This is a genomic window from Protofrankia sp. BMG5.30 (genome assembly GCF_001983005.1).
Classification (GTDB): domain Bacteria; phylum Actinomycetota; class Actinomycetes; order Frankiales; family Frankiaceae; genus Protofrankia; species Protofrankia coriariae.
This window is the reverse complement of the sequence record NZ_MOME01000004.1, coordinates 168,178-191,603: the sequence shown is the minus strand read 5'-3', so window position 1 is coordinate 191,603 and position 23,426 is coordinate 168,178. Positions and strand designations below refer to the sequence as shown.

The 23,426-nt window shown below is 69.8% G+C and carries 17 protein-coding genes; 9 read left to right on the top strand and 8 right to left on the bottom strand.

Annotation, left to right across the window (positions count from 1 at the left end; translation table 11 throughout):
• Positions 1–423 (bottom strand): ATP-binding protein, encoded by a 423-nt coding sequence (locus tag BL254_RS01510; protein ID WP_047224859.1) that lies wholly within the window; start codon positions 421–423, stop codon positions 1–3.
• Positions 424–633: 210 nt separating this feature from the next.
• Positions 634–3,273 (bottom strand): SpoIIE family protein phosphatase, encoded by a 2,640-nt coding sequence (locus BL254_RS28065; protein ID WP_371389773.1) that lies wholly within the window; start codon positions 3,271–3,273, stop codon positions 634–636.
• A 255-nt stretch (positions 3,274–3,528) separates the two neighbouring features.
• On the opposite strand from BL254_RS28065, the gene BL254_RS01500 reads away from it, so the two are divergent.
• The 3 genes from BL254_RS01500 to BL254_RS01490 all read left to right on the top strand — a co-directional run bounded on the left by BL254_RS01500 (position 3,529) and on the right by BL254_RS01490 (position 8,927).
• Positions 3,529–7,581 (top strand): HAMP domain-containing protein, encoded by a 4,053-nt coding sequence (locus BL254_RS01500; protein ID WP_076842292.1) that lies wholly within the window; start codon positions 3,529–3,531, stop codon positions 7,579–7,581.
• A 433-nt stretch (positions 7,582–8,014) separates the two neighbouring features.
• Positions 8,015–8,680 carry a two-component system response regulator gene (locus BL254_RS01495; protein WP_076842291.1) on the top strand — a complete coding sequence of 222 codons (666 nt, stop codon included), beginning with the start codon at positions 8,015–8,017 and terminating at the stop codon, positions 8,678–8,680.
• Between the two features lie 61 nt (positions 8,681–8,741).
• A complete protein-coding gene (locus BL254_RS01490; protein ID WP_076842290.1) occupies positions 8,742–8,927 on the top strand; it encodes a hypothetical protein in 186 nt (61 codons plus the stop codon).
• A gap of 32 nt (positions 8,928–8,959) precedes the next feature.
• Here the strand turns inward: BL254_RS01490 and BL254_RS01485 are convergent, their stop codons facing one another.
• From BL254_RS01485 to BL254_RS01470, 4 genes are all read right to left on the bottom strand, one after another.
• Positions 8,960–9,655 (bottom strand): YceI family protein, encoded by a 696-nt coding sequence (locus BL254_RS01485; RefSeq protein WP_076842289.1) that lies wholly within the window; start codon positions 9,653–9,655, stop codon positions 8,960–8,962.
• A gap of 595 nt (positions 9,656–10,250) precedes the next feature.
• Positions 10,251–11,075, bottom strand: coding sequence for a DUF305 domain-containing protein (locus BL254_RS01480; RefSeq protein WP_076842288.1), 825 nt, complete (start codon positions 11,073–11,075; stop codon positions 10,251–10,253).
• Positions 11,076–11,080: 5 nt separating this feature from the next.
• Positions 11,081–12,610, bottom strand: a complete 1,530-nt coding sequence (locus tag BL254_RS01475; protein WP_076842287.1) for an FHA domain-containing protein — start codon at positions 12,608–12,610, stop codon at positions 11,081–11,083.
• A 316-nt stretch (positions 12,611–12,926) separates the two neighbouring features.
• The gene (locus tag BL254_RS01470; protein ID WP_076842286.1) at positions 12,927–14,714 is read right to left on the bottom strand and encodes a glycoside hydrolase family 15 protein; all 1,788 of its coding nucleotides are present in this window, start codon (positions 14,712–14,714) and stop codon (positions 12,927–12,929) included.
• A gap of 331 nt (positions 14,715–15,045) precedes the next feature.
• On the opposite strand from BL254_RS01470, the gene BL254_RS26715 reads away from it, so the two are divergent.
• Positions 15,046–15,192, top strand: coding sequence for a hypothetical protein (locus tag BL254_RS26715; RefSeq protein ID WP_157180343.1), 147 nt, complete (start codon positions 15,046–15,048; stop codon positions 15,190–15,192).
• Positions 15,193–15,421: 229 nt separating this feature from the next.
• Entirely contained in the window at positions 15,422–15,919 is a 498-nt protein-coding gene (locus BL254_RS01465; RefSeq protein ID WP_235433209.1) for a hypothetical protein, read from the top strand.
• 682 nt (positions 15,920–16,601) lie between these two features.
• Here the strand turns inward: BL254_RS01465 and BL254_RS01460 are convergent.
• Positions 16,602–16,805, bottom strand: coding sequence for a hypothetical protein (locus BL254_RS01460; RefSeq protein ID WP_076842285.1), 204 nt, complete (start codon positions 16,803–16,805; stop codon positions 16,602–16,604).
• A gap of 517 nt (positions 16,806–17,322) precedes the next feature.
• On the opposite strand from BL254_RS01460, the gene BL254_RS28060 reads away from it, so the two are divergent.
• The 4 genes from BL254_RS28060 to BL254_RS01445 all read left to right on the top strand — a co-directional run bounded on the left by BL254_RS28060 (position 17,323) and on the right by BL254_RS01445 (position 21,808).
• Positions 17,323–17,886, top strand: a complete 564-nt coding sequence (locus tag BL254_RS28060) for a glycosyltransferase (protein WP_254857696.1) — start codon at positions 17,323–17,325, stop codon at positions 17,884–17,886.
• A 22-nt stretch (positions 17,887–17,908) separates the two neighbouring features.
• A complete protein-coding gene (locus BL254_RS28055; RefSeq protein WP_338052665.1) occupies positions 17,909–18,718 on the top strand; it encodes a hypothetical protein in 810 nt (269 codons plus the stop codon).
• A 265-nt stretch (positions 18,719–18,983) separates the two neighbouring features.
• A complete protein-coding gene (locus BL254_RS01450; RefSeq protein WP_052914199.1) occupies positions 18,984–19,889 on the top strand; it encodes a bifunctional 2-polyprenyl-6-hydroxyphenol methylase/3-demethylubiquinol 3-O-methyltransferase UbiG in 906 nt (301 codons plus the stop codon).
• 401 nt (positions 19,890–20,290) lie between these two features.
• Complete coding sequence (locus BL254_RS01445) at positions 20,291–21,808, top strand: hypothetical protein (RefSeq protein WP_139342122.1); 1,518 nt, start codon at positions 20,291–20,293, stop codon at positions 21,806–21,808.
• Here the strand turns inward: BL254_RS01445 and BL254_RS01440 are convergent.
• A complete protein-coding gene (locus tag BL254_RS01440) occupies positions 21,741–23,414 on the bottom strand; it encodes a dolichyl-phosphate-mannose--protein mannosyltransferase (RefSeq protein WP_083730751.1) in 1,674 nt (557 codons plus the stop codon). The two genes, BL254_RS01445 and BL254_RS01440, sit on opposite strands and share 68 nt — an antisense overlap.
• Between the last annotated feature and the right edge of the window lie 12 nt (positions 23,415–23,426).

Sequence of the window (23,426 nt, the reverse complement as noted above, 5' to 3'; positions counted from 1 at the left end):
TCACGACTGGACGGGCGACTGGACGGGTAGGTCGAACCAGAGGTACTTCCCCGAGTCCACCGCCACCGCGCCCCARCTACCGGCGAGAGCGTCCAGGACGAGCAGGCCACGGCCGCCCTCGCTGCCGAGATCCACCTGCTGCCGCTGCGGTAGCACGACAGACGTGTCCGAGACAGAGGCGTGTACGAGGCCTGGCCGTAGTTCGAGCAGCAGCCAGACGGGTGGCTTGCCGTATTTGACCGCGTTCGTGACCAGTTCGCTGACCAGGAGTTCCGCTGTCCCGACGGCTTCCTCGGACAGATTCGTGCGGGCGAGCTGCTCCCTGAGCGCACGGCGTGCCTGYGGGACGGCCGCGGGCACGTAGGGCAGCTCGACCAGCATGTGCGTGGCCGAGGGGCGCAACGACGACGCGCGGGTCATCATGTCCTTTTCCACCCCGTCTGTGTATTCATTGATCACCGAATCCGATGTGACGACATCCCTGTACGTCTACCCACAGGCCGGCTATTCCAAGCACTTCCGGTCTTTCACGGTCAACGGGCGGATGCCGGGTAGTCTTTATAACGTACGGTAACGGTATCGCTTGCTTCCGTCACGATCTCCCGTGGAAAGGTTTCACTGGATCGCGGAGTGTCATGTTGGTATGCGGGCCGCGAGCACCGCGACGTCGTCGCGCAGCCGGCCGCCGGCAAACCGCTCGGCAGCCGCCCGCAGCCGCTCCGCGATCCCCTGGGCGGACATCCCGGCGCAGCCGCGCAGGGTGGCCAGCAGCCGCTCCTCGCCGAAGAGTTCCCGGCCGCGGCGTGCCTCGACGACTCCGTCGGTGTACAGGACGAGCGCGTCCCCGGCCCGCAGCGACACCCGCACCTCGGGAAAGATCGCATCCTCGTCGTTGAGGACCCCCAACAGCGTTCCCGGTTGCGCGACGAACACGGCCGTCCCGTCCGCCCGGACGAGAACCGGCAGCGGATGCCCGGCCATGCAGATCGAGACCACCCGTTCGACCGACCGCGCTTCGGACCGGGCAGCCGGCCGCGCCAGGCCGGTGGGACCGCGTGCCCCCGACGGCCGGGGACCGCCTGACCGCTCCGGCTCGTCTGGCGGGCCCGGCTCGTCCGCCGGCGGGCCCGGTTCGCTCGGGGGGCCGAGCTCGCCAGCGGGCCGCAGCTGGGCCGCCGCGAGCGTGCAGAAACGTCCCTGACCAGCGGGGTTCGGGTAGCTGGCGGTGTCCCGCAACGCCCGGTTGAGATCCATCATGATGTCGGGCAGGTTGTGGCGCTGGCCGGCCAGCAGCCGTAGCACGGCCCGCGCGACCCCGGTGACGTTGGCGGCTTCCGCGCCCTTGCCGCAGACATCCCCGATGATGATCGTCCAGCCGCCGTCCGGATCCGGGACGAGGTCGAAGAAGTCACCGCCGACCTCCAGACCGGCCCGTGCCGAGCGGTAGGACGAGCCGAGCTCGATCCCGTCGATGTGGGGCAGTTCGGGCGGCAGCAGTCCGGCCTGTAACTCGCCGGCCACCTCCACCTGCTGGCGGAACAGGCGGGCGTTGTCGACCGTGAAGGCCGCGCGGCGGGCCAGGTCGGTGAGCAGTTCGATCTCGTCGGCCTCGAAGTTGTTCCCGGCGGCGCGGCCGAGGGTCAGCACGCCCAGCACCCGGCGACGGGCGCGCATCGCGGCGATGACGGTGGGCGCGCCGTCGACGGTGGCGACCCGCACGGTGTCGGTGAGCGCCGCCTGCAGGTGGGCGACCAGCGTCCCGGCCGGGTCGTCCGCCCAGGCGGACAGGGCACCGGCCGCGGCCTCGTCCACGTGGCCGACGGCGGCCAGCTTGATCGCACCGTCGTCGCGCAACAGGTGGACCGTGCACCAGCGGGCCAGCCGGGGCACTGGCAGGCGTGCGAGCAGGGCCAGGCTCCGGTCGGTGTCGAGGCTGCCCGCGAGCAGGTCGGACGCCTCGGCCAGGAAGGACAGCATGCCGATCCGGCGTTCCTCGACACGTCGCAGATGGGCACCGCCGAGCGCCAGCGCCATCCAACGGGCGACCAGCTGGATCCGTTCCTCGAGGTCGCCGTGGACAGCGCCATCCATGTCGTCACGGACGGCACCATGGATATCGCGATGAACATCGCCATGGATGGCGTCGTCGTGGATGCCGCCCGCGTCGTCGTCGAGCTGGCACACGCGGGCCGCACCGGTGGGTGCCCTGCCGGTGGACGCCGGGAGGCCCGGTGACCACAGCAACAGTTCTCCGACGGTCCCGTCACGGGAGTCCAGCGGGATGCGGCGAGCGTCCCGCTCCGAACCGGTCGATCCGAAGGCTGCCACCACCTCCGCCGCTCCCGCCCGGTTATGGCTGCGCCGCACGAGGCCCGCCCCGGACGACGGCAGCGCGTCGACGAGCTGCGCCAGCAGTTCACCGACCTCCTCCTCGACCGACAGGACACGGGTGAGGGTGGACGAGAGCAACCGCGCCGGCCTGCGTGGGCCCACCACCGTGGCCGCCGTGGCGGGCGCGCCCACCGCGGCCGGGGGCCCGGCGGCGGATCCGCTCCCATGGGCCGCCAAGCCGGGGGGCAAGCCGGGGGGCAAGCTGGAGGGCAAGCTGGAGGGCAAGCCGGGGGACAGACCAGGGGACACTGTCCGGGCGCCGGCGCGGGCCGTCTCAGCAGCCGCGGCGGCCGGGCCGGGCCCGCCCGCGGCTTCGGCGTCGGTGGGCGAACCGTCGGGGGCGTCGAGGCGGAACCACACCTTCTTGCCCGTCCGGTCGTGTTCGGTGCCCCACGCCGTGCTCAGCGCGTCCACCAGCGACAGGCCGCGGCCGTCCTCACGCAGGTTGTCGATGCCGCTGTCCGCGATGGACTCGCCGGTGACGCTCCCGGGCGCCGCCGGCGGGAGCGCACCGGCCGCCGTGGCTACGGGTACCGGTGAGCTCCCCGGGCCGTCGATGGCCGCCGAGCGGGCGGCGGCGGGAGCGTGGCCGGGTTGGCCGGTGATYGGTACCGTGCCCAACGCCAGGGGATGTCGATCGCTGACCGTGACGACGAGGCGTCCATCGCGGTGTCGAATGTCGATTGTCGCGTCGGTGCCGGCGTGTACGATTACGTTAGTTACAAGCTCGGTTACTAATAGTAGCACTATATCAACGGCATCGGCGTGGAGACGGCCGTGCAACGTGTCGATAATGAACCGGCGGGCCGATCCCGGTGAATCGATGACCGGTGGAAGTGTGAGGGTGCGGCGGAACCCCTCTTCGCCGAGCATGTGAAGCATGCCGGTCAGTCTCTCCTGTGTTGTCCGGTCATGAGGGATTGGCCGTCGCGTGGAGCGCGGCCGACGGATCTTCCGGGCTGGTCCGGGCCGGCACGCGCGGCACACGGCCGGATGGATCCGCTATATCCGCACAGCAAGCCCTGACGGATACTGTCGCCGAGCACTGCTGGATGCCTGATGAACGGACGCCGGTCCGTTCCGATGGTCTGCCAGACGTGAGAGATTCCCGCGCACGCCGGTTTGGAGGGCTCCACCATGACGATGGTGTCGGAATCCGCGCCCGTGGACGACCACTTCATCGACGATTTGCTCGGTGCGCTGACGGCGTTGTGCGCGGGTGACTTCTCCGCCCGTCTCGGGGAGCGGTCCGGCCGCGACGCGCTGATCGCCCAGCGCTTCGACGAGCTGGCGGCCCTGCAGCAGCGGCACTCCGGGGAGCTGGAACGGGTCAGCAAGGTGATCCGGCGGGACGGCCGGCTGACCGAGCGGATGGCCGACCTCGGTTTCGAGGGCGGCTGGTCGCTGTCGAGCCAGGCGGTCAACTCGCTCATCGACGACCTTGCGCGCCCGACGCACGAGGTCGCGCGTGTGATCGCGGCTGTCGCGGAGGGTGATCTCTCGCAGCACATGGCGCTGGAGATCGCCGGGCAGCCGGTGCGAGGTGAGTTCCTCACGATCGGTACGACCGTGAACACCATGGTGGACCAGCTCTCCTCGTTCGCGGACGAGGTTACCCGGGTGGCGCGGGAAGTGGGTACCGAGGGCAACCTGGGTGGCCAGGCGCGGGTCAAGGGCGTCTCCGGGGTGTGGCGGGATCTGACCGAGTCGGTGAACTCGATGGCGGGCAACCTCACCAGCCAGGTCCGCAACATCGCCCAGGTCACGACGGCGGTGGCGCAGGGCGATCTGTCCCAGAAGATCACTGTGGACGCACGAGGTGAGATCTACGAGCTCAAGTCGACCGTGAACACGATGGTCGACCAGCTCTCGGCGTTCGCCGACGAGGTTACCCGGGTGGCCAAGGAGGTTGGTACCGAGGGCAGRCTCGGCGGGCAGGCCCAGGTCAAGGGCGTGTCCGGGGTGTGGCGGGATCTGACCGACTCGGTGAACGTCATGGCCGGCAACCTCACCACGCAGGTGCGCAGCATCGCCGAGGTCGCGGCCGGGGTCGCCCGCGGCGATCTCACCCGCCAGATCACCGTGGACGCCCGGGGTGAGGTCGCGGCCCTCGCCCACACCGTGAACACGATGGTGGAGCAGTTGTCGTCGTTTGCGGCGGAGGTGACGCGGGTCGCCTGGGAGGTGGGTACCGAGGGCAATCTGGGTGGTCAGGCCCATGTGCGGGGTGTGTCCGGGGTGTGGCGGGATCTGACCGAGTCGGTGAACTCGATGGCGGGCAACCTGACCAGCCAGGTGCGCAACATCGCGTTGGTGACGACGGCGGTGGCCCGGGGTGACCTGTCGCAGAAGATCACGGTGCCGGCGCAGGGTGAGATCGCCGAGCTGAAGGACACCGTGAACACGATGGTGGAGCAGTTGTCGTCGTTTGCGGCGGAGGTGACGCGGGTCGCCTGGGAGGTGGGTACCGAGGGCAATCTGGGTGGTCAGGCCCATGTGTGGGGTGTGTCCGGGGTGTGGCGGGATCTGACCGAGTCGGTGAACTCGATGGCGGGCAACCTGACCAGCCAGGTGCGCAACATCGCGTTGGTGACGACGGCGGTGGCCCGGGGTGACCTGTCGCAGAAGATCACGGTGCCGGCGCAGGGTGAGATCGCCGAGCTGAAGGACACCGTGAACACCATGGTCGACCAGCTCTCCTCGTTCGCCGACGAGGTCACCCGGGTGGCCAAGGAGGTCGGTACCGAGGGCAAGCTCGGCGGCCAGGCCACGGTCGACGGGGTGGCCGGCACATGGAAGGCCCTCACCGACAACGTCAACCAGCTCGCGTCCACGCTGACGACCCAGCTCCGGGCGATCGCCGAGGTGTCGACCGCGGTCACCCGCGGTGACCTCACCCGCTCGATCACGGTGGAGGCCGAGGGCGAGGTCGCCGAGCTCAAGGACAACATCAACCAGATGATCGCCAACCTGCGGGAGACCACCGAGAAGAACGCCCAGCAGGACTGGCTGAAGTCGAACATCGCCCGTATCGGCAGCAAGATGCAGGGCCAGCGCGACCTGTACGCGGTCTGCCAGATGATTATCAGTGAGATGACGCCGGCGGTCGGCGCCCAGCTCGGCACGGTCTACCTGCTCGACTTCATCGAGGGCGACAAGCTGCGGCACGTCGCCGGCTACGGCTCGGCGCCCCGCAAGCGCTCCGACGGCACCTTCCTGTTCGGGGAGGGCCTCATCGGCCAGGCCGCGGTGGAGAAGAAGCGCATCCGGGTGGAACAGGTGCCCAACGGCTACCTCTACATCCGCAGTGGCCTCGGGGAGGCTCCACCGAGCGATCTCGTCGTCGTGCCGGTCCTCTTCGAGGAGCAGGTGCTCGGGGTCATCGAACTCGCCTCCTTCACCCGGTTCTCCGAGCTGCACCTGCACCTGGTCGACCAGCTCGTCGGCACGATCGGTGTCGTCCTGAACACGATCATGGCGAACGCACGGACGGAGGAGCTGCTCGCCCAGTCGCAGCGGCTCACCCAGGAGCTGCGCTCGCAGTCGGTGGAACTCCAGCGCACCAACAACGAGCTGGAGGAGAAGGCCGCGCTGCTGGAGGAGAAGAACCGGGAAATCGAAATGGCCCGCATCGGGCTGGAGGAGAAGGCCGAGCAGCTCRCCCTGTCGTCGCAGTACAAGACGGAGTTCCTGGCGAACATGAGCCACGAGCTGCGCACGCCGCTCAACAGCCTGCTGCTGCTGGCGAAGCTGCTCGCCGACAACCCGGAGGCCAACCTCACCCCCAAGCAGATCGATTTCGCCGAGACGATCCACTCGGCCGGTTCCGAACTGCTCGAGCTCATCAACGACATTCTCGACCTGTCGAAGGTCGAGGCCGGCAAGATGGACGTCGAAGCCACCACCGTCCGCACCACGACCCTGTGCGACGCGGTCGCACAGATATTCGGCCCGCTCGCCGAGGAGCGGGGGCTGTCATTCGAGGTGACGGTCGCCAGCGACGTCCCGGCGGAATTCGTCACCGATGAGCAGCGTATTCAGCAGGTGCTGAAGAATCTGCTGTCCAATGCGGTGAAGTTTACTGATTCCGGTGAGGTGCGCCTGGACGTCACCGTCGCGTCCGACGAGATCGCGTTCACCGCGCCGAGCCTGTCCRCCGCGCCGGTGGCGCTGGCGTTCAGCGTGTCCGACACCGGTATCGGGGTGGCGGCCGACAAGCTCCGCATGATCTTCGAGGCCTTCCAGCAGGCGGACGGGACTACGTCACGCCGTTACGGCGGTACCGGGCTCGGCCTGTCGATCAGCAAGGAGCTCGTGCGGCTGCTCGGCGGGGCCATCGGGGTCGCCAGCGCCGTCGGCCAGGGCAGCACCTTCACCCTGTACGTACCGTCGGTGATGCCCTCGGAGGTCCTGCCCTCCACCACCCCCGGGGACAACGAGGGAATCATCATGCTGTCCGGGGAGCCCCGCGCGGCGGCGTCGCGCCGGCCGGCGGGCGCGCAGGGCAGGCATCCGCTGGAGGGATCCCGGTTGGTCGGCCGGCCGGCCGGTTCCGCCGGGGTGCCGGGCGAGGAGACCGACCCCGAGCCGACCGCCACGACGTGGTCGAGCCAGGTGGGATCGGGTAAGGACGGACCGGCCAGGAACGGATCTGCCACGGAGGGGTCGGGTGCGCTGTCGGTGCCGGCGGCACGCCGTCCGTCGCGTTCGGTTCCGGGCGCGACGGGGCCGGTGACGACCGGTATGTCCTTCCTCACCGAAGCGCCCGAGGAGTTCGCCCGCCCCGAGCCCGTCAACGGGCTGGACGAGACCGACCCGCTGGTCGGCGCGACCGTGCTCGTCGTCGACGACGACGTCCGCAACGTGTTCGCCCTCACCAGCGCGCTGGAGATGCACGGCATGCGGGTGCTGTACGCGGACAACGGCCATGACGCGATCCGGCTGCTCCAGCAGGAGGGCTCGATGATCGATCTGGTGCTGATGGACGTGATGCTGCCGGGTCTGGACGGGAACGAGACCACGTCGACGATCCGGCAGATGCCTGCCTTCGCCGCCCTGCCGATCGTGGTGCTGACCGCGAACGCGATGCCGGGTGACCGGGAGAAGAGCTTCGAGGCGGGCGCGACCGACTACATCACCAAACCGGTCGACCTCAGGCATCTGCTCAGCGCCATGCGGTCGCAGCTGTAGGCGGCCGCATGGCGCTGAGCGGCATCCGGTAAGTCGCATCCGTCTGTGGTCGCACCTGGTGGGTGGCCGCGTCCGGGTGGGCATGGAACGGGAGCCTCGGAGCCGCCGATGTCCGCCTGTTTGTCTGTTTGCCTGTCCGCCGACGCGGGGGCCGGTGGGCAGGGATACCGGTACCGGCCCGCGGGGTACGCGCCGGTACCGGCCCACACGGGTACGGTGGGCGCCGCGACCGGCAGGACTTCGTCTGGACCGGGCTGTCTGGACCGGGTGCCTGGATCGGATGTTTTGTCGGCGATACTTCCTGGGAACGGAACGTGAGTATTGCGGAAGGCGTGTGGTCGCGGATGCCTGACCGCTTGAGGGGGCTTGTACGGTTGGGTTTTGACGCATGTCCCCAAAGCTGGCAATGCGCCGTGGGCGAGGAGGCGGGCAGGTGACCGAGCGCAAGGGCAGCCTCGTGGGCGCGGTGGACGCCGAGGATGCGCACGGCACGGAACGTCCGCGTAGCAAGATCCTTCTGGTGGACGACCGGCCCGACAACCTGATGGCCCTCGAGGCGATCCTGGCCTCCCTCGACCAGGATCTGGTCACCGCGTCGTCAGGGGAGGACGCCCTCAAACGCCTCCTGGTGGACGATTTCGCCGTGATCCTCCTGGACGTCCAGATGCCGGGCATGGATGGTTTCGAAACCGCGCACCGCATCAAACAGCGTGGCCGGACGCGGGACACCCCGATCATCTTTCTCACCGCGATCGACCGGGAGCCCCACCACGCGTTCCGTGGGTACGCCGTCGGCGCGGTCGACTACATCGCCAAGCCGTTCGACCCGTGGCTGCTGCGCGCGAAGGTCACGGTGTTCGTCGAGCTGTTCGAGAAGAACGAGCGGGTTGCAGAGCTCGCCCGGGCGAGGGTCCGCGACTTCGACCTGATGGCCGAGATCGCCGAGCGGCTGTCCGCGCTCGAGGTCCTGCTGGAGGGTGCCTCCCCGAGCATCCCCGAGGAGACCATCGCCGCCGCGGCGGCCGAGGTCCGCGGCCTGGTCACGCGGCTGCAGCCGTTCTCCCGGGCCGGCGGCGGCCCGCCGGCCACGACGTCCTGACCGTAGCTGTTCCGCGGGGCCGGGCCACCAGGGGCGCCGTCCACGATCATCCGCACAGAGCATGATCCGGGCGAGTCTGTCGTTCGGTGCGCTTTTCGGCCCGGTGGGCGTACCGAACGACAAACTCGCGGTGATCTTCTTCGCCGGTGGCCGATCACCGGCCGCCGGCCATGTGGTTGCGTATGGTTACATGGCCGGCGCGCTGGGAGCCGAGGAGCTGGCCGGTCGCGGAACCCGCTGGCGCTGAGGGCCTGGCGGGGCGCAGGGCCTGGTGCGGGCTCAGGACTTGGCGAAGTTGAGYAGAACCTCGATGATCCCGTTGTCTTCGACCCGGATCCCGCCGACGCTCGGTGAGTCGATGTCGTAATCGCTGAACGTGACCGGGATCTGCCCGCTGACCCGGATCTGYCCGCCGGTGAGCTGGGTGTCCAGCGGGACGGTGACGGTCCTGGTGACACCGTGCACGGTCAGCTCGCCGGTTGCCTGGTAGGTCTTCCGTTCGCCCTCGGCGGGCACCGAGCCGAGGTCGATCGGCTGGGTCAACCTGAAGCTGGCCGTGGAGAACCGGGACGTTTCCATGATCCGGCCACGGAACTGGTTGTCGCGCTGAGACTGGTCGCTGGTGATGGTGGCCACGTCCACGCTGAAGTCGGCGGACGGCACGGTGGTGCCGTCGACGACCAGCTTCCCGGTGACGGACGAGGTCCGGCCGACCGCGGTGGTGTCCTGCCCGAACAGGACCTCCTTGACGCGGTAGCCGGCCTGCGAGCCGGCGGCCACCGTCCACGTCCCGTCGATGGTGGTGTAGGCGGTCGTGCCGCCGGTGGCCGGGCTGGCCGTGGCGCTGGCAGGTGTCGTCGCGCTGTCCAGCGACAGTTCGGCCGGCGGATCACCCTCGATGAAGTTGATGTAGACGAACGGCCCGCCGACCACGAGGGCGGCCAGGACCACCACGCCGATCACCACACCCTTCACCCAGCGCGGCCGTTTCTTCTTCGACGGGCCCGGCGGATCCGGCGGACCTGGCGGACTCGGCGGGCCTGACTGCTRTGGTGGGCCCGGCTGGCTCGGCGGTTGCTGCGGTGGGTCTGCCGGACGGGAGGCGTCGGCTATCATTGATCACTCCTGGTGACTTTGTGACTGCTTGTAGCTCTGTGACGGGTTGTGTCCGGTCTGTGGCATCTGGCGCCGGGTGCTGGCGTTCGCTGCTAGCCACATAGGTCGGATGTTGCACGAGCAACATAAAAAAATCATGAATATGATTCGGTTTGGCAGCCTGTCAGCCTGGCGACACGGACCTGCCGGCCCGGCCTCGCGGACGGCTACCCACCACCGTCACCGCAGCGTGCCCTCCCGGAGGTCGACACCACCGGAGGACGCCACCGGACGGCGCGGGCGGCCTGCCGGTTCTGCCCGCTGGCACCGTCGAATCGGCCCGGTGGCACCGTCGAATCGGCCGGCTGGCCGAGGACGCTGCGGCATGGCCGGATCAGCCGGCCGGATGGCCCCGGGCGACCGGACCGGCGGGGCGGCCGGATGGCGTCGGGGCGGGTCGTCACGGCAGGCGAAGTCAGGCCGGGGGAGCGCCGAGCGCGCGCAGGTCGGCCTGCATCTGGTCGATCTCGACGGCCTGGTTGATGACCATCGCCCTGGCCAGAGCCCGGACGTTCGCTTCCTGCGCCTGGGCCGCCGCGTACTGGGCCATCGCGATCCCACCGCGGTGGTGGCGGATCATGAGCGTGAGGAAGAGGACGTCCAGCTCCCGGCCCTGCGTCGTGGACAACTGGGCCAGTTCGGCGTCGGTGGCCATCCCCGGCATCCGCGACGAGCCGGCGGGAGCCGTGCCGGCCGTACTGGCTGTGCCGGCCGTACTGGCTGTGCCGGCCGGCGAACCGCCGCCCGCGGCGTCGTGACCAGCATCATGACCGGCATCGTGACCGGCATGGCCGCCGCTGTCCCGCATCCACCGCATCGGCGGTTCGGTCGAGACCTGCGGCAGGCCCCAGTTGGTCAGCCAGGCCGACATGATGCCGATCTCCCGCTGCTGGGTGAGCGCGATGTCCTGGGCGACACTGCGCTGGGTGGCATCCGCGCCGGCGCGGAACTCCACCATCGCCATCTGGACGGCCTGGGCATGGTGGGCGGACATGTCGTAGGCGAACCCGGCGTCCACCGAGTCCGCGCCCGGTGGACGGTCGACGAGCCCCCGCAGGCCCGCGCCGGCCGCCACCAGAGCGAACGCCACCACGGCCAGCAGCGCCACCCAGGATGCCCGTGCCCGCGGCCGAATCCGGCCTGCGGGCCCGCCGACGGGCCCGTCCGCACGCCCACCGGTGGGCGTGGCCGCGTCGGTGGCCCGCTCCGCTGTCGCGCCGTCCGTGCTGTCGTCGGCCACCGCGGTCAGATCTGCATCTGGGAGTTGAACACGAACGTCCGCTTGCCCACCTGGACCCTGGTCCCGGGGACCAGCGGAGCCGGCTCGTGCGGGTTCAGCGGGGTCCACACGGTCGCCTCGGGCGGGGCGATGTAGGTACCGTTCGCGGAGCCCTGATCCGCGATCACCGCGTCCCAGCCGTTGAGCGTGATGACGGCGTGGACGCGGGAGACCGCGCTCTCGCCGTCCTCGACCAGTAACGGAAGCGCGCGGCCGGCCCGGACGGCGTCGTCCCGGTCGGGCTGCCTGCCGATCACGATGTCCTTGTCGACGTTGACGGTCCGGCCGTCCTCGAAGACGATCACCCCGATGGTCGGCCGTGGCCCCCGGACGGGGTTGCCGGTCTGCTGGGCCAGGGACAGCCCGCACTCGGTGCAGTAGGGCGCGGCCGGGTGGTTGAAGTGGCCGTTGGCGCAGAGGATGCCCTCGACCTGGGCTTCGGAGTTGCCCGGCAGCATGGTCGGGGCGTCCTGGTCGTCGAACAGGTCGGCGACGTCGAAACCCCGGCCGGGCAGTTCGGTCAGCGCCTCGCTCTCGGTGTCCTCGAYGTGTGCGTCYGGGRCACGCCCGGCGAGTTCGGTCGGCGGGTCGTCGTTCGTGGCGGTGAGTGTGGCGAAGTCCTCGGCCTGCGTGGGCTCGGCGGCACGCAGCCGGGCGGCGGTGTCGAACTCCTGCTGCTCTCTGCCGTACTCCTGCTCTCTGCCGTACTCCTGCTGCTCTCTGCCGTGCTCCTGTTCCCTGCCGTGCTCCTGTTCCCTGCCGTGCTCCTGTTCCCTGCTGTGCAACGGTGTCAGGGCCGGCGGAGCGCTCGACACCGACCCGTCGGCGGGGCCCCTGGCCGGCGCGGCGTCCACCGACGGGATCGGCGCCGCCTCGGTCATCGGGTTGTGCGGCCCGCCGAAGCCGGCGGCGAAGTCCTCCTCGGCCCCCCGGGGCGGGACGAACACGGGCCCGCTGCTGGCCACCAGGCTCACCCCGATACCGGGTACCGCCCCGATCCGCAGGTCCAGCGGGAAGGCGTCGGCAGCCGGGTTGTTCGCCACGCTGCCGACACCGGCCGGTCCGAGCGTGCCGGCCGGGCCGAGGTCCAGGCGGGCGAGCCCGGCCGGCAGCAGGCGGTCCACCCAGGTGGCCGACTCGATCCCGGAGAGGGTGAGCGGGGTGGGGCCGTGGACGACCACCTCCATCGCGCCGTGGATCAGCACGGCCAGCCGGTCGCCGACCTCCGCCAGCAGGGCGAAGTCGGGTACCACCTCCGGGTCGGCGTCGACGAGCAGCCCGGCGACCCGGCGCACCAGCCGCCGGCCCGTCCCCGAGACCGGCCCTACCTCGCCGGCCGCCTCGGCGCACAGCGCCAGCAGCGTCTTGGTCATGTCCGACGTGCCAGGGCGGCCGGTGCTGGCGACGACAAGAACATCCGACAGGCGAACCACCACACCGGTTCCGGCCTCATGCCCGGATGCCACCACGACCCGGAAACCGTCGAGTCCCGCCATCGTCGCGCCCCTTGTCCCTCGTCCCTGGCCTGCCTCGGCCGCCGCCCCGCCCCTGCCGGCGCGTCCGGCCCGCCGGAGCCGGGCCATCCGCCGGCGTCCGGCGTGTCCCACCCCGGTGAGCCACGTGTACCAACCATCCTGCCGGGGGATCGGGCAGACGTCAGCAACATGTCGGCTACCGGCGGACTTTCCCTCGGGATGAGACTGTCACCTGGCCGTTGCCGGGAGGAGACCAGCCGCCGGGGATGCCGGCTGTCCGCCCACCGGACGTAACGTTCGGCCAGGATGTTCGGCCAACCAGAAGCCCGTTTCGGGGTCAGCCGAGGGCCCGGTCCAGGTGAAGGGCAGCGCTGATCAGGGCGAGGTGGGTGAACGCCTGCGGAAAGTTGCCCAGCGCCTCCCCGGACGGCCCGATCTCCTCGGCGTACAGGCCCACGTGGTTGGCGTAGGTCAGCATCTTCTCGAACACCAGCCGGGCCTCGGCGACCCGGCCGGCCCGGGTGAGCGCCTCGACGTACCAGAACGAGCACAGGTTGAAGGTGCCCTCGTCCCCGTGCAGCCCGTCGCTGCCGTCCGCCGCGTAACGGCGTACCAGGCTGTCACTGACCAGTTCCTCGCCGAAGCGGTCGAGGGTCGACAGGAAACGGGGGTCGGTGGGCCCGGCGAACTTCACCAGGGGCATGCACAGCAGGGACGCGTCCAGCCGGGACGACCCGGGATGCTCCATGTACGYGCCACGGACCGGATCCCACGCCGCGGTCTGGACGAACCGGTACGCGCGGCCGGCGTACTCCTTCCACTCGTTGGTCGGGCCGGGCAGGCCGCGCTGCCGGGATATCCGGCATGCCCGCTCGAAGGCCACCCAGGTCATCAGCGCCGAGTAGGTGAAGCGCTGCCGGCCGCCGCGGGTCTCCCAGATGCCCTCGTCGGGCTCCTCCCAGTGCTTGGCGAGCCAGTCCAGCTGGYGGGAGAGCGCCTCCCACAGCTGGAAGGAGATCGGCGCGGCGAGCTTGTTGTAGAGGTACACCGAGTCCATGAGCTCGCCGTAGATGTCGAGCTGGAGCTGCCCGGCGGCGCCGTTGCCGATCCGCACGGGTTTCGAGTCGCGGTAGCCGCGCAGGTGCTCGAGGACGATCTCGTCGAGGTCGGCGTTGCCGTCCACGCTGTACAGAACGTGCAGGCCCTTGTCGCCGGGGGCCTCCTGACAGCGCTGTTCCAGCCAGTCCATGAACGCGGCGGCCTCGTCGGTGAACCCGAGCGTCATGAGCGCGTAGATGGTGAACGCGGCGTCGCGGATCCACGTGTACCGGTAGTCCCAGTTGCGGATGCCGCCGAGCTCCTCCGGCAGGGAGGTGGTGGGCGCCGCCACCAGTGCTCCGGTGGGACGGTAGACCAGCAGTTTGAGCACGAGCGCGGAGCGGTTCACCATCTCCCGCCAGCGGCCGTGGTAGCGGCTGCGGCGCAGCCAGTTCTGCCAGTAGGTCAGGGTACGGTTGAACAGTTGTTCGGCCTCGCCGTCCACCAGTGGGCGGATCGGCGTGTTCCACTCCAGGACGACGTCCGCGCTCTGCCCCATGTCGAGCGCGAAGGTCGCGGTGACGCCGGTGCCGTCGCTGGCCAGCGGGATGGCGGTACGCAGGGTGAGGCTGCCGACGGGAGAGTCGAACACCGCGCCCTGGCCGTCGACGATCGTCACTGTGTGTGATGCCCGCCCGTAGTCGAAGCGCGGGTGACAGCGCAGCGAGAACTCGGCCCGGCCACGTACCGCCCTGGCCTGCCGGACGACCGCGTGCGGTGACTCGGTGACGTCGCTGTCCACCGGGACCATGAAGTCGACGACCTCGCCGACGGCCTGCGGGGCGAGGAAACGGGTCATCAGGACGTTGGAGTCCGGCAGGTAGAGCTGCTTGGCCCGGGAATCGGGGCAGTGGATGCGGAAGGAGCCGCCGCGTTCGGCGTCCAGCAGGCTGGCGAACACCGAGGCCCCGTCGAAGCGCTGCGGACAGTACCAGTCGATGGTGCCGTCGGTCGCGACGAGTGCCACCGTGCGCAGGTCACCGATGACCGCGTGCTCTTCGATGGGCGGATAACCGGTCATGCGCATGAGTGGCCTCTCCGATGGGCTGTCGACAGAATCATCGCTCGGACCGTGTCCGTGGATCCTCGATCACGCGGGCGCTGTTCGGACGGCCGCCATCCATCGCCAGTCGTCGCCAGCCACCCGCATCCACTGACCCGGCCAGGGGCTTCCGCGAACGTACGTCCGGCCACTGGCCCGTGAGCGCCAACTTCTCGAAGTGTCAGGCGATACCGATCGATCGTCGTGGGGCTACCTTGGAGCACGTCGACACCRCGTCGGGCCTGCGCCGTCGACGTCGGTGCTGCCCGACGTCGCTTCGCCGCTGATGCGGTGTCCCGGAGGAACGTGCCGCGTCATGGCGGAGCGTGCCGCCGACGGACCGCCGCTGCCGGTGGCATTACTGGTGGCGTTATTGGTGGAGATGTTACGGATGGTGACGTCGGAGCTGGCAACGCTGGGGGACGGGGCCGGTTCGTGGCTGTCCGGCGTCAGACAGAAATGATCATTGGGTTGGATCGTCGGTCGGACGCCTGCCAGCAACGGCCGAGACGGGTCGGCCCTGACCTGGGGTTATCATAAATTCGTAACGAAAAGTGTTCAGATGGGCGCAATCTGGGGCGGATCTGGAGTGAGGGTCCGGGCGTCCATGCCGGCGGTCGTTCATGTCACTCTACGATCACAGCATGCCGGCGCAGGGACCAACGGCACAGAATGGTCAGGGCGGTCTTGTCATGTTCGCCAAAGGCGACCGGGTGTCCCCGGTTGATGATCTTGGCGGTGGGGTCTGGTCACGCTGCGGGACCGTCCTGGCCGTGCACGCGGCGCCACACCGTGAACCCACGCCGGGTGAGGAGCGGGTCCGGGTCGAGGCGGCCGGCTGGTTACCCTTCGAGGCGCCCCGGGCAACCGTGCTCTGGGACGACGGCACGGCAGAAATCATTGCGGAGGATCGGTTGCTCCTGGTGTACGACCGGGTGGAGCCACTCGGCATCCGGGTCGTGACCATGGCCATGGCCGCCCCCGTCGACGTCGTCGAGCACGGCGGGCATGTCGTCCTGCTCCTGCGTGAGGGCCTGCTGCCGCCACCCGCGGTCCAGTACCTGCGGGAGAAACTACGCAGCGTCCGGGCATCCTTCGTCCCCGCCGGCGTGGACGGCCGTTCACCGGCGGAGATCCGCCGCCGCGACCTCGACCTGCTACGGGCCCTAATCGCCCAGCTGACCGGCTGACCCCAAATTGTTGCTTTGCAACAATTTGGGGACCCCTGCGTCTATGGCTGGTCGTCTGTGGTGGGTCTGCGATCGCCTGTCGGCGATCTTGACGAGATTCGTCTGTGCGTGAGGTTGCTTTGCAACAATTTGGGGGCCCGGCGGCTGTGGCTGGTCGTCTGTGGTGGGTCTGCGATCGCCTGTCGGCGATCTTGACGAGATTCGTCTGTGCGTGAGGTTGCTTTGCAACAATTTGGGGGCCCGGCGGCTGTGGCTGGTCGTCTGTGGTGGGTCTGCGATCGCCTGTCGGCGATCTTGACGGGATTCGTCTGTGTGTGAGGTTGCTTTGTGGCGACGTGGGGATTTCTGCGGCTGTGGCCGGTCGTTCGTGGTGGGTTGACCGGAGGAGCCGGGGAAGGTCGGGACGAATGTGGAGCCGCCGCTGTCGCGGCAGCATCGCATTCACGTCCTGCGGGCCTGCTGCGGGCCTGGTCGGGGATCCGCGTCCCGCCGGAGGCGGTCCCGTCGCGGCTTTCCCGTACTGCGGGTGGCCCGCCTCCCCGGGGCGCTGGTGGGTGTCGCTGGGCGGCACCGCGCCGACAGGCGGCCGGCCCGCGTCCCCGGGGCGCTGGTGGCTGGCTGTCCCTGTGCCGGGCGGGGAGCGGGCCCGGGACTGGGTCGTGCGTCGGCCGTCAGGACGTCCTCAGGACGTGGAATAAGGGCCGGGGCGCACGGACGGCCCGCCGTAGGAGCTGCCGTTGAGGCTGCCTCGTGGTGGCTGTTCCGTCATGGCCTGACTGACTTTGGACGCGATGGMTTCGGTCAGTCGGATCGCCTGCGTGAGTGACAGGTTCAGCACGATCTCGCTGTCATCGRTCATCGCAAAGCGCACCGAGACATCCGCCATGGTGGTTCCTTCCCTCCTGTGTCGGCTGTGAGGAGCCGGTTTGGTCCCTCCCACCATCCCTGATCGCGTAGTCGTACCGGCAGGCACCCCCCGGTAACCGATGGGCACATCGGTGTGCTTCGTACAATGATATTGCTAAATGCAAGATATTCCTTGCTCAAAGTAGACGACTCGCGGTCCACTCTTGCCCTTGCTTCACTTTAAGTGTCAGTACTGTTGCAGATAGCGCCTATTTTTGATTGCATCAGGAGGTCTCGTGACCGAGAACTCGGCGGTCCTCACGACCCGGTTGGTGGCCCCGGGTCGTCCCGCGCCGCGGGGTCGACGGCCGTGCGCGCATGATTGCGATCACGATTCTGCCGGGTCCGGGACTCCGGCCGAAGCCGTCTCCCGGCAGGCGGGCGAGGAAGCCGGACGGACCGGGCTTCCCCGCCAGCTGGGTGGATCGACCACCGACGCTTCCGCCGCGGGGGGTACGCGGGAAGCGGGCGGCGCGGTCGCGCTCCCCGTCCCCGTCATGACCATTTCCGCTGTTCCCGGCGCTGTCGCCGCCGTTCTCGATCCCTCCGATCCCTCCGCCGCCTCCGGTTCCTCCGCCGCCTCCGGTTCCTCCGCCGCCTCCAGCGGTTCCAGCGCCGTTGCCGGCGGCCCGGGCGCTGTCGCGGTCGCTCCCAGAGGTACTGACCATGCTGTTGTCGATTCCGTTGCTGTTGCCGTCGGCCCCAGAGCTGGCGCTGTTGGCTCCGGCGTGGTCGATCAGGCTGCCGTCGAGTTCTGCGCCGGTGCGCCCGGCAGCGTCGAGATTTCTGTGATCATGCCTTGTCTCGACGAGGAGGCGTCGGTCGGGATCTGTGTGGCCAGGGCATTCGCCGGTATTGCCGACACCGGGCTCACCGGAGAGGTGATCGTCGTCGACAACGGTTCCACGGACACGTCGATTCCGGTCGCCCGGGCGGCCGGCGCACGGGTTCTGACCGAATCACGGCAGGGTTACGGAAACACCTGCCTGGCCGGATTTGCGGCGACCCGGGGTCGTTATCTGGTGATGGGGGGACGCCGACAGCTCGTACGATTTTCGTGAGCTTGCGGCGCTTGTCGAGCCGCTGCGGGCCGGGCGGGCCGACCATGTTCTCGGTTCCCGTTTCAGCGGGAAGATCATGCCAGGCGCCATGCCCTGGTCGCATCGCTATCTGAGCAATCCACTGCTCACCGGGATGCTCAACAGGCTCTTCGGCGCCGCCTCGTCCGACGCGCACTCCGGGATGCGCGCGTTCACCCGTGCCGCGTACGAGCGTATGCGGCCCCGGTGCGCGGGTATGGAGTTCGCCTCGGAGCTGGTCATCCTGGCCGCCCGCTCCGGCCTGCGGGTCGCGGAAGTGCCGATCACCTATCACCGCCGGGTCGGTGTGTCCAAGCTCCGTTCGCTGCGGGACGGCTGGCGGCACGTCCGTTTCATGTTGCCGCTCGCGCCCCGCGGCCTGTTCGTCATCCCGGGCCTGCTGTTGCTCGTTGCTGGTGTGGCCGGGCAACTGGTGCTCCCGCTGTTGCTTCCCGATGCCGGTCCTCGCCGTTTCGACGTGCATTTCTGGGTGCTGTCCGCGATGGTCGCCGTCCTCGGCTGGCAGGTGGTGCTGCTCGGGGTCTTCACCGACATCCACAACCGCGTGTCCGGCCGGGCCGGCTACTCGCGTCCACCGCTCGCCCGCGGGTACCGGTACTTCACGCTGGAGCGTGGCCTGGCGGCCGGTGGCGTCCTGTTCGTCGTCGGCTGCGCTGTCGAGGCGGCCGTGCTGGGACGCTGGATCGTCACCGGCGCCGGCCCGTTGGAGCAGGCGCGACCGGGACTGCTGGCGATGACGGTAGCGGTGCTCGGCGCCGGGACCGGGTTCGTCTCCTTCTTCCTGCACTGCTGACCACGGAAGGCGTCGCCGCCGCCCACGGCGGCAGCGAGAGCCCACGGCCCGGCGAGCCAGCGAGCGGGCGAGCACCCAGGAGCCGACCGGAGGACCAGTCCCCGGAGCCTGGCCTGCCGAGCGACGGAGCCGGCGCACCGAGGAGCGGGGTCGGTGCGCCGGGGGACGGGCGATGACCGCGGCGGCCGGGGCCGCTGGGCCCGCCACGTCCGCCGGGTCTGCCAGGTCTGCCGTACCCGCTTCGACCGGGACGGCCGGTGCCGGCGTGTCCGCCCCGACGGCCGCCATGACCGCCCCGCCGGGCGGGGTCGACCCATGGGTACTGGAGAACCACCTCGGCGGTGCGGCCGCGGCCAACTACCGGCGTTTCGAGCTCGATCTGGTCTCGCCATACTGCGGCCGACGGATCCTGGAGGTCGGGTCGGGGCTGGGCGAGTTCGCCGCGGGCCTGCGTGGATACGACCATCTGACCGTTTCCGACACCGACGCGTTCTGCCTGCGGGCGCTACGTGAGCGATTCGCCGGGCGGCCCGACGTCGATGTGATCGCGCTCGACGTGACCGAGTCCGCCCCAGCCGGGCTCGACGCGTCTGACCGCGACACAGCCGGTTCAGAGCCGGACGGGTGCGGGACAGGCGTCGCCGCCGGGCACACGACCGGATGCAGCCCACACGCACCAGACGGCCCACACGCACCGGGTAGCCCACGTGGATCGGGTAGCCCAGGTGGGCCGGGCGGGCTGGCCGTYCCGGTCGACACGCTGATCATGATGAATGTCCTGGAACACGTCGACGACGACGTCGCCGCGTTGCGGCGGCTGGGGCGGCTGGTGTCACCGGGCGGCCAGGTGGTGCTGTGGGTGCCGGCGTATCCGGCGCTGTACGGGGAGTTCGACCGGATGGTGGGCCACGTCCGCCGCTACACCCCGACAACGCTGCGGACCCGGGTCCAGCGCGCCGGCCTGCGCGTCCAGCGGCTGGAGCCGGTGAACCTCCTCGGCGGCATCGCCTGGTGGGCGGCGGTCCGCTGCGCCGGGCGGCGCAGCGCCGATCCGCGTCTGGTGGGCGTCTACGACCGGATAGTCGTGCCGGCCACCCGGTTCATCGAACGCCGGACGAAGGTCCCGTTCGGGCAGTCGTTGCTGTGTGTGGCGGTCCGGCCGGCGACGTGACCGGGACCGGGCCACCACCGGCACCGCCCGACCCCGTTCCGTCAGCCCCGCCTGTCCGGACCGGGCCACCGCTGTCCCACTCGCCGGAACCCGACAGAATCCTGCGACCGCTGGAAACAACCCCCGACACCCCGCAACACCGCCATACGTCCCATTTCGATCAAGGAAATGAGTACGGAAGTGGCTGCCACAGCAACCACTTGTTCCCTCGTTCTCATGATTCAACGATTGGTTCTGGAGTGGGGGCGCGTGAGCTGACCGATGCTCGAGGGGGGTGGTGGCCGAGGGCTCGATGTCTGACCATGGTCTTTGGACGYTCGGGGGCGGGCCRCCTGGGAAGGGGATATTCCAGGAGCCCGGGATATCGGCGGGCCGTCGGCCTGCTGTGGGTGCGGCACCGGTTGTTCGTGGTGCTRCTGGCCGGCGGCGCGCTGCTGCGGGCCGCGGCGTTGTTCGCCTGTTGGCCGGCCATGGAGTTCTACGGGGACTCCTACTCCTACCTGTGGTATGCGAAGGAGCTCCGCCCGGACCAGGTCAGGCCGTTCGGCTACTCCGCGTTCCTGAAGCTGTTCTCCTGGTCGCCGTCCATCGCTGTCGTGCCCGTCGTTCAACATCTGCTCGGTCTCGGGATCGGAGCGGCGCTGTACGGCCTGTCGGTGCACCGGGGGCTGTCCCGCAGGTTGGCCGCCGCGGCGGCCGCGCCGGTGCTGCTGGACGCCTACCAGGTGAACATCGAACAGATGGTCATGGCGGAGACGTTCTTCGCGGCGCTGCTGACCGCGGCGGTCCTGGCGCTGCTGTGGTGTGAGCGCCCGAGCGGGAGCATGTGCGCCGGGGCGGGCGCGCTGCTGGCGGCCGCCACGCTCACCCGCTCGGTCGTGCTGGTGCTGCCGGTGCTCGCCGCGGTGTACCTGCTCGCCCGCTCGGTCGGGGTACGCCGGCTCGTCGCCTTCGGGGCGGGCGTCACCCTGCCCCTGGCGGCATACGCGGCATGGTTCGCCGCCGTGTACGGGAACTTCGCCCTGCAGAACGCCGACGGGTTCTTCCTGTGGGGCCGGGTCGCCGAGTTCGCGGACTGCTCGCGCATTCAGGTGACACCCCGCGAACTGCCGCTGTGCTCACCGCACCCGCCCGGGGAAYGGCCCGGCCCGAACTACTACGACTGGGACGCGAACAGCCCACGAGCCGCCTTCGGCCCGTTCGGCGCCGAAACGAACACGGTGTTCCGGCGGTTCGCCCTCAAGGTGATCGTCGCGCAGCCGAGGGAGTACGCCCGGCTGGTGGCGCACGACGTCACGCACTGTTTCGGGCCGGTGCGCCGCGTCGGCTCCCGGGACTGGTACCTGGCCACCTGGCAGTTCCGGGCGGGGCATCCCGATCCCCGCTGGCAGATACACCGGTCGCTGCGGGACTTCGACGGCGCGGTCACGCCCCGCCGCCACGACGCGGTCCTGGGCGGTCTGCTGCGCGGATACCAGTCGGTCGGATTCACCCCGGGGCCRTTGCTCGCGGGCTGTGTGCTGATGGGTGTGCTGGCGGCGATGGCCGCCGCCGGCTACGGGCTGCTCCGGATCCGCCAGGACTGTCTGCTGCTGGTGGGGATGGGTCTGGTTCTGCTGGTGGTGCCCTGCGCGACGGCGGTGTTCGACTATCGCTACCTGCTGCCGGTACTGGTCTGCCTGCCGCCGGCCGGGGCGTTCGCGGTGGCGCAGCTACGGCTCGTCCGCGCGCGGACCAGGCAGGCCGGCCGCCGCGCCGGGCCGGATCTGCCGACCCGGCCGGAGCCACCCCCGGGCCCGCCCCCGGACCTGGTCGGCCGGGCGGGCCGGACCGGCTGGCGGCGGCGGCGCGTCAGATCCAACCGGGGAACCACATCCTCACCCGCCACGCCGAGGTCGGGATCACCTGCGCCGCCATGATCGGATAGAAGTAGACGAACAGCAGCACGACGACGATCGTGTAGATGCCGACCGTCAGCGAACCGACCAGTCGCCGCAGGTCAGAGGCTGTTCGGGGGCCCAGGGCGACCCCTGCGAGCGCGGTCAGCCCGAGGATGAGGAACGGCAGCAGCGGCAGCGCGTAGAACAGGAACATCGTCCGGTTGGGGAAGGCCAGCCATGGCAGGAACGACGTTGTGAAGCCGACCAGGACGAGGCCGGCCCGCCAGTCCCGGCGGCTGACCCACAGCGCCAGCACCCCGACCAGCGCCAGCACCCCGACCCACCAGATCGCCGGATTGCCGATCGCGAGAATTTCCCGGGAGCAGCCGGCCGGGGAGGTGCACCCGGGCTCCCCGGCCTTGGGCGTGCTGTAGAAGTAGGCGACCGGCCGGGCCAGCACCAGCCAGCTCAGCGGCTTGGACGCGTACGGGTGCGAGGCGTCCAGGTGCTCGTGGAAGTGGAAGATCTGCTGCTGGTAGTACCACCAGCCGTGCAACGCCGCCCACACACCGTCACCGAAACGGTGGCGGTTGTAACCGCCGTCGGTGACGAACCATCCGGTCCACGTCGCGAAGAAAACGATGACCGGGAGCGGTATGAAGCTCACGAACCACTGCGGCCCGTCCCGTCGCACGGCGGCCAGGACCGGCCGTCGCGCACCCGCCGTCCGGCGTGCCCCGGCATCCCAGGCGATGGCCAGCGCGGCGAATCCCACGAGCGTGTAGACGGCGCTCCACTTCACTCCCAGGGACGCACCGAGACACAGTCCGCATGCCAGCCGCCACGGGCGCGCGCCAAGGCGCGCCCCGAAGCGCAATTTATTACTATCTGTCTTGTAGAGGCTACTTAGTGATTCTTGATTGCCGTTTCCCGCTTCGGATACGTCCTTGCTCGCTTGCCCGCTGAGGGGGATGTTGCTGGCGTCCGCGAGGCTGGCGGCCAGCCTGACCCGTCCGTGATCTCGGTCGAGGACCAGGCAGGCCAGGGCGAGCACGAGCCCGGTCATCAGGAAGATGTCGAGGATGCCGATCCGGCTCTGGACGAACGCCAGGCCGTCGAAGGCGAGCAGCAGGCCGGCGAAACAGCCGAGCAACGTCGAGCGGAACATCCGCCTGGCGGTCCGGGCGAGCACGAGCACCGTCAGCGTCCCCGCGACCGCGGAGGCGAAACGCCAGCCCAGTTCGGGACTGCCGTGACGGATCCCGGCGCAGTCGGTGTACCCGAAGAGCCACTCGGACACGGCCATCAGCCACTTGCCCAGCGGCGGATGGACGACGAACCCGGGGCCGTCGCACCCGCTCTTGATGTCGCTCAGCTCGTAGCCGTGGGTGAGCAGGCCGTAGGCGTCGTGGGTGTAGTAGACCTCGTCGAAGTAGATGCCGCGTGGTTCGGTGAGYTGCCAGAACCGCAGGACACCGGCGACCGCCGCGATCGCCAGCGACGCGAGCCAGCCGGCGAGCCGGTCGGTTGGCATCGGCGGTGCCAGCCGCTCCCGTGGGCTCAGGCCATCGCGATTACTTTTAGTGACGACCGTGGTCCGCGGCTCGCCGCCGTCCACGGTCGGATAGGTCGCTGTCACCGCCACCGCATCAATGTA